Origin of the sequence: Chryseobacterium pennipullorum, from assembly GCF_003384725.1 — a bacterium.
Taxonomy (GTDB): domain Bacteria; phylum Bacteroidota; class Bacteroidia; order Flavobacteriales; family Weeksellaceae; genus Chryseobacterium; species Chryseobacterium pennipullorum.
The window spans coordinates 199,629-215,440 of record NZ_QNVV01000004.1 but is presented as its reverse complement, the minus strand read 5'-3'; the positions used below and the strand labels follow the sequence as shown (position 1 = coordinate 215,440).

Sequence of the window (15,812 nt, the reverse complement as noted above, 5' to 3'; positions counted from 1 at the left end):
GTTTCAAAAAATGAGTAGGGTTTAGCAAAGAATGATGTTACGGTTTATGATCATCCTCTCTTGCTTTGAAATCTTCCCGGATTTTCTTTAACTTGGCTTTTCTTTCTGTTTCAGCATTTTGCATTTTGCGTTTTTTCTGATCAATTTTCTTTTTATTTTTTCTTCTGTTCTCTTCGTTGTTTTTACTCATATTTTTTTTGACGAATAATTTTTATAAGTGAGAATAACTTCTTCAAAAATAAGAAACAAAAAGGGAAGGTTGAAATATATATTGATTATTCAGTCTATGACCAGAATAAATCTTTTTCAGGCAGACTTATTTTATTAGTATTTTTGATGAAAATTAATATTCATGAAGTTTTTTCTAACATTTTTATTTGCTTTGTTAAGTATATGCATCAATGCCCAAAATCTTGAAAAGTTATCCGAGGAAGTAACACAAGAAGGTATTACTTTATATCGTAGTGAAATGGCAAGCTGGTACGGCACAGATGTATTAAAGGAAAACTATAAAAATATGGAAAATATTGGAGGATACTTCTCGTATATAGATGATGTTCCTAAGAGTATTTTCTTCTCTAAACAGAATAAAGTGATTGCTACTATTTCTTTTCCTACCAATTATAATCCTACTAACGCAAAAGTAGATTTGTCAGAAAGAGATTTCACTCCTGCAGAGATGGATTATTTTACAATCAGACAAAGTGCTCTTACCAGAATAAACAATGATACCATTTTTAAGCGGCATAATAATACAAATTTTAATTTGGTGCCTATCATTAAAAAGAACTCTAAAAAGGTGTACGTTTTAACTGGAGCTTCTGTAAATAATATAGTAATTTTTGGGAATGACTATCTATTGACTTTTAATAATAAAAATGAGATAAAAAATGTTGAAAAATTGCATAAAGGAATAATTGTACACAATATCGATAATAGTAGTAAAGATGCAAATGCAGGTGGTGTGCATTCACATGTTTTGGATAACTGGCAGCAAATTACGCCAACTGATATTTGTACACTTATGCTGTATCAAAAACTTACCGGATGGGAAACATATACCACGATTTCTAAAAAATATGCGAGTATATGGAATAGTAAATCCGATAGAGCATTTATAATGAAAACTGAAAACTTCAAAAAAATAGCAAATTATCAATTGGAGAAAAATAAAAAATCAGAAAATAAGAATACTCAAGATTCAATAAATAAAGATTAATAATGGAACAGCAGTCCAAAGATCCTTTACACGGAAAAAGACTTGATGCTATCCTTGAGGAACTCGTAGAATACTATGAAGGTTTTGAAAGGCTTGGCGAACAGATCAATATAAAATGTTTTACAGATAACCCAAGTATAAGCTCTTCCCTGAAGTTTTTAAGAAAAACACCGTGGGCAAGAACAAAAGTAGAGAGCTTGTATCTGTTTGTATTGAGACAGAAGAAAAGAGACGAAGGCAGGAATAAAAAATAAACTGAAGCTTGAAGTATAGGGGGTGGAAGTTGCCGGCAGCTCATGAGATTACTGATAAGTTTTATGAAACCGATAAAGGTAAAAGGAACAAGAATCAGTTCTTTAGGACATTCATCACTTCCTTCTTCCATACCCAGCTTCCAAACTCATTTCATTTCAAAACAGTATATTTGTATCATTAATCGTGAAGGTGCTCACGAAAAAAAGAAAAATATGACAATTGAAAACAATCATGTTGTAGCTGTAAGTTACATACTTCACACTATTGAAGAGGACGGAAGTAAGATTCTTGTAGAAGAAACAACCGCAGAAAATCCACTTACATTTTTATACGGTGTAGGAATGATGATCCCAAAGTTTGAACAAAATATTCTTGGGTTGAAGGCGGGAGATAAAGCTGCTTTTGTAATCCAGCCTGAAGAAGCTTATGGTGAAAAACAACCGGATGCTATCGCACAATTACCGCTTGAAATGTTTAAGGAATCAGGAACGCCTCCCGTGGGAGCGATCTTACCTTTAACGGATAATCAGGGGAATAATTTTCAGGCATTTGTGGTAGAAATCACACCGGATGCTGTAGTAGCAGACCTTAACCACCCAATGGCAGGGAAAGTTTTAGATTTCCAGGTAGAAATCCTGAACACCCGTCCGGCGACAGAAGAAGAATTGGCACATGGCCATGCTCATGGAATTGACGGAACTGATGCTCACTAAAAATAAAAATGTCCGATTTTTTCGGACATTTTTTTATACCGTATATTAATTATCAAGCATCCGGTATTCTAATTTTGCCGGACGGGCTGCCTATCGCTGATCTGAGCCTTCTAAGTGAAGTAAAGCGCAGATATCGCGCTTCTTCAGAGGTATTAATCTAAAAATTCTCCTGACACATAATACCAACGGTCATGCATTTTCTGAAAAAATGAAAATTCGTGATGGATTTGCGGATGGCCGTCCTGATCAGTATAATAAGCTTTAAATTCCACCTGATTCAAAGCCGGGGTCTGAATGATTTCCAGTTTTGTCCATTCGTTGATTTCTCCCCATTCCTGAAGATCTTCCTTACGGTGATACTTTCTTTTTCCCGGAAGTGTCGTTTCCATTAAGTAGTTTCCATTGGGAATTGCAAAAGCAGAAAAACGCGAACGCATCAGGGCTTCTGCAGTAGGAGCATGCTTTTCTCCGGTATGATAAGGCTTGCAGCATTCTTCATAACTTTTTCCTGAGCAGCAGGGACAATTCATATTGTATTTTAATTTCGAGCCACAAAAATAAGAAATATCAATAGAAATGGGCTTTAGCCCATTTAAAATAATAGAACAAAAATCCAATGGCTTTAGCCGAAACTTATTACCGTAATTGAAATTAATATTTTGGAATAAAAAAGAAGCACTCTTAAAAGAATGCTTCTCACTGATTTATTTTATAAACCCTCTGTTTCTTAATAAAGGTTTGATATCCGGATCATGTCCCGTGAAATCTCTGAATGCCTGATTCAGGTCTACCGAGTTTCCTACCGAAAGAATATACTTTCTGAAACGGTCGCCATTTTCTCTGGTTAGCCCGCCATTCTTACTGATCCACTCCCACGCATCATTGTCCAGGGTTTCAGACCATAAATAGGCATAGTATCCTGCAGAATATCCGCCACCCCAGATATGGGCAAAGTAAGGCGTGTGATATCTTGGCGGAACCGTTGCCAAATTGAATCCATGGCTGGCTAAGGATTGTTTTTCAAAATCCAGAACCGGAATCAGCTGGCTTTCATTAGTTACTGTATGCCAATCCATGTCCAATGCAGCAGCAGAAACCAATTCGGTGGTCATATACCCCTGATTGAATGTCGCTGCCTTTTTAATTTTTTCCACTAATGCCTGTGGAATCGGCTGTTTTGTTTCATAATGAACTGCATAGTTTTTCAGTACGACAGGGTCTAGAGCCCAGTGTTCATTGATCTGTGAAGGGAATTCTACGAAATCTCTCGGAACATTGGTCCCCGAAAGTGACGGGTATTTCTGACTTGCGAACATGCCATGAATAGAGTGCCCGAATTCATGGAAAATGGTAGAAACATCATCATAACTGATCAATGAAGGTTTTCCCGGAGCAGGTTTCTGATAATTATAACAGTTGACAATCACAGGTTTAGTTCCCATTAAATAAGACTGTTCAACAAAATTACTCATCCATGCACCTCCGTTTTTAGAATCTCTTGTATAGAAATCCAGATAATAAATGGCAATGGATTTTCCGTCATGATCGAAGACTTCATAAGTTACTACATCAGGATGATACACAGGAAGATCTGTTCTTTTTTTGAATGTCAGTCCGTAGAATTTTTCAGCAGCAAAGAAAACGCCTTTTTCCAGAACCGTTGTGATTTCAAAATAAGGTTTGATCTGATTTTCGTCAAGATCATATTTTGCTTTTCTTACCTGCTCGGCATAGAATGTCCAATCCCATGGCTCCACTTTGAAACCTCCTTTCTGCTGATCGATAAGATCCTGAATATCTTTGGCCTCACGTCTTGCTGTTTCCACTGCCGGGGTCGCAATCTGATTCATCAGCTTGGTAGCGGCTTCCGGAGTTTTGGCCATCTGATCCTGAAGTTTCCATTCCGCAAAGTTTTTCTTGCCCAGGATCTGAGCTTTTTTCAGTCTCAGCTTAGCCAGTTTTTCAATAGTTTCACGGGTATCGTTGGCATCTCCTTTTTCAGCTCTTAGCCAAGATGCTTTGAATAGTTTTTCTCTGGTACCCCTGTTTTTTAGATTCTGTAAAAGTGGTTGCTGGGTTGTATTCTGTAAAGCCAGAAGATATTTTCCTGGCTGTCCGGCAGTTTTAGCATCTGCCGCCGCCGCTGCAATTTCATCCGCTGAAAGCCCATCCAGTTCTTTGGCATCAGAAAAGAATACACCTCCCTGTTTTCTTGCTTCCAGCAATTTATTGGAATACTGAGTGGATAATGAGGCCATTTCCTGGTTGATCTGCTTCAGCTTTTCTTTATCAGCTGCAGAAAGATTAGCTCCTGCAATTTCAAAGTTTTGCTTGTAATATTGTACCAGTCTCTTACTTTCAGAATCAAGACCGTCTTCTTTTATGGATTTTATTCTTTTATAAAGATTCTCATTCAGGTACATTTTATCAGAATGGGCTGCAAAAACGGGTGCATATTCCTCATCCAAAGCCTGTAGGGTAGGATTGGTATTAGCACTGGTAAGATTGGAGAAAACAATCTGAGTCCTTCTCAACACTTCACCGCTTTTTTCCAACGCCACAATTGTATTTTCGAAAGTAGCCGCATCAGGATTGTTAGCAATTTTTATGATTTCAGCCTCATGCTGCTTCAAGCCATAATCAAAAGCCGGTTTGAAATGCTCATTTTTAATTTTGTCGAATTCCGGAGCTTCGTATTGAAGCTTGCTTTTCTTCATAAAAGGATTTGAAGCTAAAGAGGGATCCGGGGCAGGAAGTTCCTGTTGAGTATCGGTCTGTTTCATTGTAGTACAAGATTGGTTGAACGCCAAGGCAGAAATTAATAATACCGATGAAATATTCTTCATAAAATAGTTGTTATTAAAGTATAAAGATATTAAAAACTTACTTCATAAAGCTTTTTGGGCTGTATGTATTTTTCAAATGCTGTTTTTGAGGACCTTGAAATGTTCTGAATCATAGATCCATTTACAGCCATTTACAGTATTTTTAAATGTAATGTAATATTTTTTATAAATTAGTTGTCAATTAAAGAAAGAATCAGAAGAATAATCGATAAAACAATATATATGAAAACAAAGAGCCTTTTTATTTTTTCGGCCTTAGTGGTGTTAGCCTCATGCAACGAAAAACATGAGAAAAGAAACAGAGAGAAAAGCAACTGGGTAGAAAAAGTTGTCACGAATGACAGTGGGCCGCTACAGCATAAAGAATTTAATGGGGATTTCGATGAAATTGAGGTTTCTCAGGCGATAGAAGCAGAAGTCATAAAGTCAGAGACAGAACGAGTGGAGATTTCTGCTCCTCAGAGTATTATCAATGAAATTCTAGTAGACAATGACGGCGGGAAGCTGCATATTCATTATAAGCCAGGTATCAGGGTGATGAACAGCAATAAGGTAAAAGCAAAAATTTATGCAAAAGACTTTTCCAAGCTTACCGCAGGTTCTGCAGCAAGTATTATGGTAAAAGATAAATTTACCCAAGAGAAAACAACTGTAGAAATATCAAGTGCAGGCAGCGTTTCAGGAGATCTTGAAGCGAATGATTTTGAAATCAATGCGGGCAGCAGCAGTAATTTCAGTGGAAAAATATGGGCGGTGAATCTGGATATTGAATCTTCTTCAGGATCAAGTATAGATATTTCCGGAAAAGCAAAAAATGCTGATATTACCTCCTCTTCCGGAAGCAGTATCTCAGCTGGTGCTGTTATTGCAGATCATGTAGAAGCTGATGCATCCAGCGGGGCGAGTATCAACATCGGTGCCGTTTCCTCTGTTAAAGCGGGAGCTTCTTCCGGGGGTAGTGTAGACATCGTGAGAAAAGGTGAGCTTAAAAACGTTACAAAAGAAGAAAGCAGCGGTGGAAGTGTGAACATTCAATAACAGCAGCGACTGGAAAATGGAAGATAGAGGTTTGGATGATCTTAGAGAAAGATCTCATTGATAATTTTCATACATTTCCTCTTCCATCCCATCACTTCAAAATGGTTAGATCAGAAAATTATTCTGAGCAGTGATTCAATAAATCAATTTTGGGAATCATCCTCATCTTCTTCATCTGCAGATGGGGATCCTTCCCAGTTTTTATTATCAAAATTAAGATTATCGTATGCTAATAATTCCTCCTCACGCTGGAGGATTTCTTTTGTGGTAAATAAAGCAATATCATCGTCATCGTCCATTTTGGCCAGTTTACGGATTGAGGCTTTATCAATAGCCATGAATCTTTGTCCAAGACGTCTCGCTGCATACTTTCTCATTCCTGTTTCATGCAGGACATCGACAGCCATGTCCACTGCCGTTCCTAATGTTTCACGGTAGATATTATTGATCCCGTTATTCAGGTAGTCATAAGCATCAATTCTGTTTTTTGCCCTCACAAAGATTTTCACTTTAGGGTAATGCTCACGAACAAGATCTGCTACAAACTTATTATCATCAGGATCATCAAGACATAAGACCAAAATCTCAGCCTCTTCAATTCCTGCTGCCCGTAAAATGGGAATTCTTGTTGCATCGCCATAATATACTTTAAAACCATAGCTTCGTAACAGCTTCACCCGATCCGAGTCTCTGTCTAAAACCGTGGCTGATATTTTATTCGCTTTTAAAAGCCGCCCTACCGTACTTCCAAAATGTCCAAACCCTACAATGATAATTTTCTTTTGGGTAACAGTATTGTCGAGAATATTAAAATCATTTTCCTCCTCAGGAATTTCCTTTATGAATTTAGGAGTGATAAACTTGTCATTAACGATCAAAAGAATGGGGGTAATACACATGGTAATTGCTGTAACAGCCATCATCTGTGCATTCATTTCAGGGCCTAAAAGATAAAGATCCGATGCGTAATTAATCAGTACAAATGCAAATTCTCCTACCTGGGAAAGGGCAAATGCATAAAAAAGGCTCTGCGAGGTGTCTACCCTGAAAAACCTGCCAATCGCATACAGCACAGCAAATTTAACAGCCAGTACCGCAAAGACCGTACTGAATATAAATAATGGATCTTTTTGAATGATATTAAAATTGATGGTTGATCCTACACTGACAAAAAAAACCGCCAGCAACAGTCCTTTAAAAGGGTTGATCTGTGCTTCAAGTTCATGCCTGAATTCACTGTTGGCGAGCATCACTCCTGCAAGAAATGCTCCCAATGCAGGGGAAAGTCCGATTACAATCATCAGTTCGGAAACGCCAATCACAAGAAACAGGGAAGAGGCTGTCAGCAGTTCTGTCATACCTGATTTTGAAACATATCGTAAAAAAGGAACGAAGACATATCTGCCCAGTAATATTAACAGGGCAACCCCGAGAATTACCGTTCCTGCCTGAAGCCACTCCGGCAGCTTCTGGATCAGGATCTGAATTTCATTATCGTGGTGCTTCGCCTTATAATTGGCGACAATAGGAAGTATTGCCAGAATAGGGATTACGGAAATATCCTGAAACAGTAAAGTAGAAAAAGAAGCTTCTCCAGCCGTTGTATTAAAATTATTCTTTTCCTGCAAGGTCTGCAGTACAATAGCCGTAGAAGATAAAGCAAAACACATGGCAACCGCAACAGCTTTATCAATTCTCCATCCTACGCTGATGAAAACCAAAAAGAGTAATGAGATGGTAAGCAACATCTGGGTAAGCCCCAAACCGATTATTTTTTTACGCATTTCCCAGAATTTCCGGGGTTCCAGCTCCAGGCCTACGATAAACAACAGCATAATGACCCCGAATTCACTGGCGTGCATAATGTCATTCACATTGTTACCTGTAAGCCGTAGAACATACGGACCAATAATAATTCCCCCTAAAATATAACCGATCACAGAACTCAATCCGAATTTCCGGGCCAATGGAACCATAATAATGGCTACCCCCAGAAAAATTAATGTACTCATTGCTAAACTGGATTCCATATGCGATTTATTGATTCAGTAGTTCTGTAAACTCTTTTTTATGTAGGATAATTTCTTTTTTAGACAGCTTATTGGCCTGATATACAATTTTAATATGTCTGATATCAGCTTTGAAAACCTTTAGAGAGACAATCAACCCGCTGATCAGTTCATCAACGGTGTATTGGTAAGTTCCTTCTTTGGTGAACGAGCTTTCTTTGCCGCCTGTGGTTACCAGAATGTAAACTTCTTTGTTTTCCAGGGGATTATGTTGATTGGGCTGCAGCCAGTCTCTGTCGAAAACTTCATCAATCCATAATCGTAGCAATGGAGGCATTCCAAACCAGATCAGCGGAAACTGAAAGACAAACCGGTCGTAGTTGGCCAGCCGTTTTCTTTCTCTGAAAGCTGCAATATGAAAATCAGGATACTCTTCGTAAAGATCTCTCAAAGTATAATGCTGGTGGCGAACGTAGAAATTAATGAGTTCTACATTTGAATTGGAGTGCTCCAGATAGGGGTGGGCAAATACTACCAGCGTCTTCTTCATAATCCTGTTTTCAGTAAATATAGTGAAAAAATATTGATTAAAAGGTGGCTTTTGTGCTGATTTATTATTTTTTTAATATGTATAAATCCATTTAATGCTAAAATAAATCAAAGAAACATATGTATTTTACGTTTTTAAATAAAAAATCAGGCCCATTGAGCCTGATTTGTTTATGTATTGTAGTCTTGTTTGTGATATTACCATCCTCCGGAAGCTCCACCGCCTCCGAAACTTCCGCCTCCGCCGAAGCCTCCGAAACCTCCACCTCCTGAACTTCCGCCACCAAAGCCTCCGCCTCCAAAGCCTCCCGGGAAGGGGAAGAATCCTCCGGGGTAGTTTCTGCGTCCTCTTCTGCTGATGATCACATCATCATCGTCATCATAATTTCCGCCGCCCCGGCCACCTCCTCTGTTACCGAAGAGAATAGCAATAATAATGAAAATCACAAAGGCAATAATCAGAACCTTAAAGGCACTGCCATTACCGGAAGGCGTTGTCGTAGCTACAGGTTTGAATTTCCCCTGCACAGCTTCCATAATAGCTGAGGTACCGCGGTTAATCCCCTCGTACCAAAGTCCCTTCCTGAAATTAGGCGTTACAATATAATCTAAAATCTGTCCGGCTACAGATGCGGTAAGATACTGTTCCACCGCCCTGCCCTGCTGGATAGACATAGTCCGGTCTTCTGTTGCCACGAGAAAGACCACCCCATTGTCTACTCCCTTTTTCCCGATTTTCCATTTCTGGCCAAACATGGTCGCAAGGAAGTTAACATCTTCGCCCTTGGTAGAACGGATGATAACCACTTCGATTTCCGTTGAGGTAGAGTCTGCAAACTTAATCAGTTTATTGTTAAGTTCATCTTTTTCCTGCTGCGAAAGAAGGCCGGCTTCGTCGTATACAGGATAAAGAATTGCTGGTTTTTCGGGAACAGTATATTGTGCCGATACGAAGGTGTAAAAGCAAATGAGTAAAAATGAAAATACTATTTTAAGAGAATGTAATTTCATTCGGAAGCTGGTTTGGGTTTTCTCCTTCTACAGGAAAATATTTTTTTAGTTCAAGGCCTGTTTCAAGGACGGCGCTTTTCAGAGCAGCGTAGTAGTTTCCTTTGGCAAATTCAGCAGTGACATAGTCATGCAGATGATCCCAAAAGGATTGGTGTACTTTTTCATGAATTCCGACATCTCCAATGATGGTCAGGTATTTTTGTTCAAAATTGATATGAAAAAGCACAGCGTTCCTATCGGTTGTTTTATCCATACAGAGTTCTTTGAACACTTCAAATGCTGTTTTTGCATTATGGTCTTCCGTCGTAGAGTCGATATGGACTCTGATCTCACCTGTAGAATGGTCTTCTGCCGACTGAATCGCTTCCACAAGGGAAGTGATCTGCTTATTTGTAAGGTAATTACCCATTATTTGAATACTTCAGGGGCTTTATTGGCACCTGCTTCAGCTTTGAAATATGGTTTTTCTTTAAAATTAGTGAAATTCGCCAAAATATTGTTTGGGAATGTCTTGATAGAAGTGTTGTAATCCTGGGCAGCCTCGTTGTAGTATACCGTTTCAGTTCTGATGCTGTTTTCAATAGCGGTATATTCACGTTGAAAATTGATGTACTGCTGGTCTGCTTTTAAGTTCGGGTAAGATTCCACTACGGCCATCAAACGGCTTAATGCTCCGGATAATTCTCCCTGTGCAGCCTGAAATTTAGCGATATCAGCATCTGTCATGTTGGTTGGGTCGATGTTGATAGAAGTAGCTTTGGAACGCGCTTCAACCACTTGTGTTAGTGTTTCCTGCTCAAATTTTGAATAAGATTTTACCGTTCTTTCCAGGTTAGGAATAAGGTTGGCCCTTTTCTGATATACAGTTTCAATATTCGACCATTTTGTGTTAACGGTCTGTTCTTTGGTTACAAAGTTATTGTAGCCGCTTTTTCCCCAGAAGAATAGAACAACAACGATAATAAGGAGGGCTATACCGATGGTTCCTGCGCCCAGACATCCTTTATTTTTCATAGTTTATTTTTTTTAATTTTTTGTGCTAATCAAATATACAAATTATGTGCTAATTTTGTAAAAAATTATAATTGAATGACAACAATAGTAGTGGCAATGGGAGAGAAAAATGAAATTGGTTTTGAAAACCAGTTGCTTTGGCATCTTCCGAAGGATTTGAAACATTTTAAGGATCTTACGTCAGGACATCCTATCATTATGGGACGAAAGACGTATGAAAGTATCGGGAAACCGCTTCCTAACCGTACAAATATTGTTGTTTCAAGAAAAAAAGACTGGTTTGAAGAAGGTATTCTTATTGTAGGAAGTATCAAAGAGGCCGTGAAATTTGCCAGAAAGATTGATGAAGAGGTCTTTATTATTGGTGGCGGAAATATTTATGAACAGACAATGGATATTGTAGACCGACTTGAAGTAACTCTGGTGAAAGCGGACCTCGAAGCAGACACCTTCTTCCCGAAAATAGATGGGAAAATATGGAAAAAGACCAATGAAATCTGCCACGAAAAAGACGAAAAAAACGGTTATGATTTCTGCTTTCAGACGTTTGAAAAAATAAAGAGTGATTCATAAGGAATTCTAAGATCTAACTTGTAGCTTCTAAACGCTAAATTTTTTATCTTTGCACTTCTAAAATTTAATAATGAATAAATATATAAAAATTGCAGTAGCAGCGATTCTAATCCTGGCAGGACTTTACATGATGATTTTCACAAGAAATCTGGGTTGGGGAATTGTTGTTTTTCTTTTGGCTGCATTCCCGATTGTGCTTTTCTTTAAAAATGAATATATTCTCCTTGCTTTCTGGCAACTGAGAAAACAGAACATGGAAAAAGCCGCAGAATGGTTGACAAAGATAAAAGATTATAAGGGCCAGCTTCATCAGTCACAGTATGGATATTTCCATTACCTGCTGGGTCTTACGCAAGCTCAGGACCATCCGACAAAAGTAGAGCCTTTGATGAAAAAAGCGCTGGAGTACGGATTGAATATGAAGCACGACCGGGCGATGGCTACTTTAAATCTTGCAGCCTCAGCAATCTCTAAAGGAAGAAAACAGGAAGGACAAAAATTACTCGAGGAAGCCAAAAGGCTGGACAGCGCAGGAATGATGACCGATCAGATCAAAATGATGAAAGACCAGCTGAAAATGCCGACCATGCAAAAGCATATGCATAATCCTAATATGAGAAATAGAGGAAAGTTCTTCTAATCAATGAAAATATACTATAAAAGTCCTGATTTTTCAGGACTTTTTTTGTTTTTATAAGTGAGAACGGTTCAAAAACATATGTAACATGTTATTTCTGAAGAATACCTACATTTCTGAAGTTTGATCGTATCCATAAAACTTAGGCATCTGCCAATGGTATTTGACTGCTAAAGTACGGATGGCCACAATTAACAGAATCGTGAAAATCTGTATAAAGGTATAAGACAGCGGGGCGTACCTGGTCATCAGTAAATAGGCGGAACCTCCGACAATACAGGCTGTAGCATAGATCTCTTTCCTGAAAATCAGGGGAATTCTATTCAACAATATATCCCGGATAATACCTCCAAAACAACCGGTAATGGTTCCCAGCCCAATACAGATCAACGGGTGAATGCCTACATTTAAACCCTTCTGGATTCCGATAATGGTAAACAGTCCCAATCCGAAACTATCAAAAATAAACAGGGTCACTTTGAAATTCTTTTCAAGCGATTTGAATATCATTGAGAAAATGCTGGTCATCAGAATGAGGACACACATCAGAAGATCATGCATCCAGAATACAGGAATATCCAGCAGGAGATCCCTAACAGTTCCTCCCCCCACAGAGGTGACAAAGGCAATAATGAGTACCCCAAACGGATCCAGGCGCTTTTGCATTGCAGCAAAACTGCCGGACATGGAGAATGCAATGGTTCCAAGGACTTCTATGGCAAAATTGAACTGTTCGTGCATATAATAGATGATGAGTAATGAATAATGAGCAATGAATAATAAAAATTATGCCACTTACATATGAGATAAAATTTAAACTGGTATTTGGACATAACCTTTACAAGCCCTTCACATTCTGATTTTAAATGTAAAGTTTTTTCCGGACTTATGTATTTAAGTTGTTCATTAATTTCCAACTAAAGTGGTATTTCATCAATTTCATCAACTGCGATACAGGTTTTGCAAATTTTTCTTTTTCAGATCTTGTCTTATGATGGGCATTGAAAATTTCTAAGTCCTTTCACGGAAGTTTTATAAAATCTCTGCCATCAAAAATATTCATTGCGCAGTACTTATTATTCATGATATTATCTTTCAACCCTCACGGAATCCGGTACCAGGAGCTCGTACTCGCCGCCGTGGTTAATAATCTCTCTTACAATACTGCTGCTGATGAAAGATTTTCCGGATGAGGTGAGTAAAAATACTGTTTCTAATTTTTTATGCGCCAGGGTTCTATTGGTGTGGGCGATGGCCTTTTCAAATTCAAAATCAGCAGGATTTCTCAATCCTCTGATGATGTATTGAGCATTTTTTTCAAAACAGTAGTCCACAGTAAGTCCTTCAAAGTAGTCTACTTCTACATTGGGGAATTCTGCAACTGAGTTCTGGATAAATTCCATTCTCTTTTCGAGAGGAAACATATATTTTTTTTGAGAATTTTGACCGATAGCAATAATTAGTTTATCAAATAGCGGTGCCGCTCTTTCTATAATATCGTAATGTCCTAGTGTAATGGGATCAAAAGATCCCGGGAAAACAGCAATTTTCATGTTGTATGCATTATGAGTTTTGAATAATCAATAAGAGACTTTTGTTATCATTCTCAAAACGAACAGTCTCTAATTTTTTAACTTCTATTTTCTTTTATTTAAAGCTTTTTCAACTTCATTTCCACAAAGATCCATAATGGAAATACCGTAATGTTTTGCCTGCTGGGGAAGAATGCTGGCAGGAGAGAATCCCGGATTGGTATTCATTTCAAGCATATAAGGAATGCCGTCCATTAAGATATATTCGCTGCGTGAAAACCCACTCATCCCAAGGGAGTTGTAGGCTCTTTTAGCGATTTCTTCCACTCTTTTTGTGGTTTCGTCATCGATTCTTGCCGGAGTGATTTCCTCTGAAGCCCCCTCATATTTGGCTTCATAATCGAAAAACTCATTTTGCGGTACGATTTCAGTAATTCCCAGAACAATGGTCTCTCCTTTGAAGTCGATAACGCCTACTGAAACTTCCATTCCATTTAAGAAACTTTCGATCAGGATTTCGTCATCTTCTTTAAAAGCTATTTCTGTAGCGGCAATCAGTTCAGATTTTTCTTTTACTTTGGAAATTCCCAGTGAGGATCCGGATTGATTGGGTTTTACAAAAAGCGGAAGCTTTAGTTCTTCAACTATTTTATCTATATCAATGCTTTCTCCTTTTCTCAGATACACACTTTTTGCAGAAGGAATTCCATATTTTGATAAGACAGCAAGGGTGTCTTTTTTATTAAAGGTAAGGGCGCTTTGGTAAAAATCGCAACCGGTATACAATTGTCCTATGGCATCCCAATAGGCCTGCAAAATACCATTTTCGCCGGGTGTTCCGTGGATGATATTAAAGCATACATCAAATGTTAATGTTTCTCCATTGTTCAGGGTGACAGAAAAATCTCCTCTGTTGATCTCATATTTCTTATCGTTTTCGCCTAAAAAATACCATTCATTTTGAAGGATGACTACTTTATATACGTCATAGAGATTTCTGTCTAAGGAATCATAAATCAACTGCCCGCTTTTTAAAGAAACTTTATATTCGTCAGAATAGCCTCCCATTACTACGGCAACACTTTTTTTGTTCATAACCATATAGTATCAATTAGGGCAAATTTAATCATTTTATGTAATGCAATATGGGAAATCCGGAAATTTTAGAAGCAAAAATGAATTGTGTTAAATAAAAAGCGCATTCTAAAATTATTAGCTATATTTGCCGTTATAATTAAAGTAATTTTAAGTATGCTTAAATCACTTTTCAATTGGAAAGTTTTAGTGAATTTAGTAGTGGCCATCGGTGTTTTCGTAGGGTTGGTATGGCTCACGTTTCGCTGGTTGGAATACCATACCAATCACGGACAGGAAATACCTGTTCCCAATGTTATCAATAAATCTGTACATGATGCTGTTAAAATATTAGATGATACAGGACTTGAGTATGAGGTAGACAGCACGAATTATGATCCGAAATACAGACCATTCCAGGTACTGCAGATTTATCCTTCACCGGGCTCGCGTGTAAAGGATGGAAGAACGGTACGTCTTAAAGTAAATCCACGCACATGGGCGCAGATTGCGGTTCCTGATGTGATCAATAAATATTCAGGATTGGCATTCCAGAGGCTGGATCAGGTAGGTCTTAAAATCGGAGATACCATTTATGAACCAAGTATTCAGAAAGATGCCCTTTTAAGGATATTGTATAAAGGAAATGCTGTAAATCCAGGAGCCCGTTTACCTAGATTCTCCGTTATTGATGTTGTAGTAGGATCAGGTCCTATGAGAAATATCTCAATTCCTAACGTGGTGGGTCTTTCTGTAAAAGAAGCCAGAGCCGTTATTGCCAAAAATATGTTTGAGGTAGGATTGGTAGAACATGAAGACGGCGGAAAGGATGAGTCCGATATCATTTACTATCAGGATCCTGCAGCGGGAGATGTACGTGATCAGGGGATGCAGATCGACCTTTGGGCCAGTAAGAGAACTCTTGCAGAGCTTAGAGCTAAAGTGGAACAGCTTAATTCTATATACCGTATGAAAGTAGACACTTCTCTGCCACCGGTACGTTATGAAGAAGTACGTTCTGAGCCGACTTACGAACCTCCAGTGATTCCAGCTCCGGTACCAAGGAAGGAAACGCCTAAAACGGAGGCTGTAAAAACTGAGGTGCCTAAAACCCAGACAACCACTTCCAAGCCAGCCTCTTCAGGTGCTGAAAAACCAAAGGCTGCAGCAGGCAATAATCATCAGCCAGCAGGAAATGTTTCTAAGCCGGCCGCGTCTGCAACGACCACACAACAGCCTGTGCAAAAGCCAAAGGCTAAAAAAGTAGTCGTAGAATAAGATCAGATTAATATAAAAAATACAGGCTTCAACTGCAAATGTTGAGGCCTTTTGTGTAAAAAAA

18 protein-coding genes are annotated in these 15,812 nt (G+C 38.4%); 7 read left to right on the top strand and 11 right to left on the bottom strand.

The features are described from left to right. Positions 1-37 precede the first annotated feature (37 nt). Positions 38-190, bottom strand: coding sequence for a hypothetical protein (locus tag DRF67_RS21485; RefSeq protein ID WP_165851755.1), 153 nt, complete (start codon positions 188-190; stop codon positions 38-40). Positions 191-352: 162 nt separating this feature from the next. Between DRF67_RS21485 and DRF67_RS07355 the strand changes: the two genes are divergently transcribed. The 3 genes from DRF67_RS07355 to DRF67_RS07345 all read left to right on the top strand — a co-directional run bounded on the left by DRF67_RS07355 (position 353) and on the right by DRF67_RS07345 (position 2,187). Next, positions 353-1,219 carry a hypothetical protein gene (locus tag DRF67_RS07355; protein WP_185142073.1) on the top strand — a complete coding sequence of 289 codons (867 nt, stop codon included), beginning with the start codon at positions 353-355 and terminating at the stop codon, positions 1,217-1,219. A 2-nt stretch (positions 1,220-1,221) separates the two neighbouring features. Beyond that, positions 1,222-1,473, top strand: a complete 252-nt coding sequence (locus tag DRF67_RS07350; protein ID WP_115927644.1) for a VF530 family protein — start codon at positions 1,222-1,224, stop codon at positions 1,471-1,473. A gap of 63 nt (positions 1,474-1,536) precedes the next feature. Then, entirely contained in the window at positions 1,537-2,187 is a 651-nt protein-coding gene (locus DRF67_RS07345) for an FKBP-type peptidyl-prolyl cis-trans isomerase (RefSeq protein ID WP_228435757.1), read from the top strand. Positions 2,188-2,339: 152 nt separating this feature from the next. On the opposite strand, the gene DRF67_RS07340 is transcribed toward DRF67_RS07345, so the two are convergent. Both DRF67_RS07340 and DRF67_RS07335 read right to left on the bottom strand, forming a co-directional pair. Next, positions 2,340-2,717, bottom strand: coding sequence for a YchJ family protein (locus DRF67_RS07340; RefSeq protein ID WP_115927643.1), 378 nt, complete (start codon positions 2,715-2,717; stop codon positions 2,340-2,342). Between the two features lie 174 nt (positions 2,718-2,891). Further along, positions 2,892-5,033, bottom strand: coding sequence for a M3 family metallopeptidase (locus DRF67_RS07335; RefSeq protein ID WP_115927642.1), 2,142 nt, complete (start codon positions 5,031-5,033; stop codon positions 2,892-2,894). Positions 5,034-5,255: 222 nt separating this feature from the next. Between DRF67_RS07335 and DRF67_RS07330 the strand changes: the two genes are divergently transcribed. Continuing rightward, entirely contained in the window at positions 5,256-6,071 is an 816-nt protein-coding gene (locus tag DRF67_RS07330; RefSeq protein WP_115927672.1) for a GIN domain-containing protein, read from the top strand. 143 nt (positions 6,072-6,214) lie between these two features. On the opposite strand, the gene DRF67_RS07325 is transcribed toward DRF67_RS07330, so the two are convergent. From DRF67_RS07325 to DRF67_RS07305, 5 genes are all read right to left on the bottom strand, one after another. After that, complete coding sequence (locus DRF67_RS07325) at positions 6,215-8,101, bottom strand: monovalent cation:proton antiporter-2 (CPA2) family protein (RefSeq protein WP_115927641.1); 1,887 nt, start codon at positions 8,099-8,101, stop codon at positions 6,215-6,217. A 7-nt stretch (positions 8,102-8,108) separates the two neighbouring features. After that, on the bottom strand, positions 8,109-8,630 hold the full coding sequence (locus DRF67_RS07320; protein WP_115927640.1) for an NAD(P)H-dependent oxidoreductase: 522 nt from the start codon (positions 8,628-8,630) through the stop codon (positions 8,109-8,111). Between the two features lie 197 nt (positions 8,631-8,827). Continuing rightward, positions 8,828-9,640: a TPM domain-containing protein gene (locus tag DRF67_RS07315; RefSeq protein ID WP_115927639.1), complete on the bottom strand. Its 813-nt coding sequence runs from the start codon at positions 9,638-9,640 to the stop codon at positions 8,828-8,830. Next, positions 9,621-10,049: a TPM domain-containing protein gene (locus tag DRF67_RS07310; protein ID WP_394337863.1), complete on the bottom strand. Its 429-nt coding sequence runs from the start codon at positions 10,047-10,049 to the stop codon at positions 9,621-9,623. Before DRF67_RS07310 ends, DRF67_RS07315 begins: the two co-directional genes overlap by 20 nt. Further along, positions 10,049-10,654, bottom strand: a complete 606-nt coding sequence (locus DRF67_RS07305; RefSeq protein WP_115927637.1) for a LemA family protein — start codon at positions 10,652-10,654, stop codon at positions 10,049-10,051. Before DRF67_RS07305 ends, DRF67_RS07310 begins: the two co-directional genes overlap by 1 nt. 75 nt (positions 10,655-10,729) lie before the next feature. Between DRF67_RS07305 and DRF67_RS07300 the strand changes: the two genes are divergently transcribed. Then, positions 10,730-11,227, top strand: coding sequence for a dihydrofolate reductase (locus DRF67_RS07300; RefSeq protein WP_115927636.1), 498 nt, complete (start codon positions 10,730-10,732; stop codon positions 11,225-11,227). A gap of 70 nt (positions 11,228-11,297) precedes the next feature. Continuing rightward, entirely contained in the window at positions 11,298-11,867 is a 570-nt protein-coding gene (locus DRF67_RS07295; RefSeq protein WP_115927635.1) for a tetratricopeptide repeat protein, read from the top strand. Positions 11,868-11,972: 105 nt separating this feature from the next. Here the strand turns inward: DRF67_RS07295 and DRF67_RS07290 are convergent, their stop codons facing one another. The 3 genes from DRF67_RS07290 to DRF67_RS07280 form a co-directional block, all read right to left on the bottom strand. Then, a complete protein-coding gene (locus DRF67_RS07290) occupies positions 11,973-12,605 on the bottom strand; it encodes a trimeric intracellular cation channel family protein (RefSeq protein ID WP_115927634.1) in 633 nt (210 codons plus the stop codon). Between the two features lie 347 nt (positions 12,606-12,952). Beyond that, entirely contained in the window at positions 12,953-13,417 is a 465-nt protein-coding gene (gene coaD / locus DRF67_RS07285; protein WP_027373487.1) for a pantetheine-phosphate adenylyltransferase, read from the bottom strand. An 84-nt stretch (positions 13,418-13,501) separates the two neighbouring features. Next, positions 13,502-14,491 carry a D-alanine--D-alanine ligase gene (locus DRF67_RS07280; RefSeq protein WP_115927671.1) on the bottom strand — a complete coding sequence of 330 codons (990 nt, stop codon included), beginning with the start codon at positions 14,489-14,491 and terminating at the stop codon, positions 13,502-13,504. Between the two features lie 156 nt (positions 14,492-14,647). On the opposite strand from DRF67_RS07280, the gene DRF67_RS07275 reads away from it, so the two are divergent. Further along, on the top strand, positions 14,648-15,748 hold the full coding sequence (locus tag DRF67_RS07275) for a PASTA domain-containing protein (RefSeq protein ID WP_115927633.1): 1,101 nt from the start codon (positions 14,648-14,650) through the stop codon (positions 15,746-15,748). Positions 15,749-15,812 lie beyond the last annotated feature (64 nt).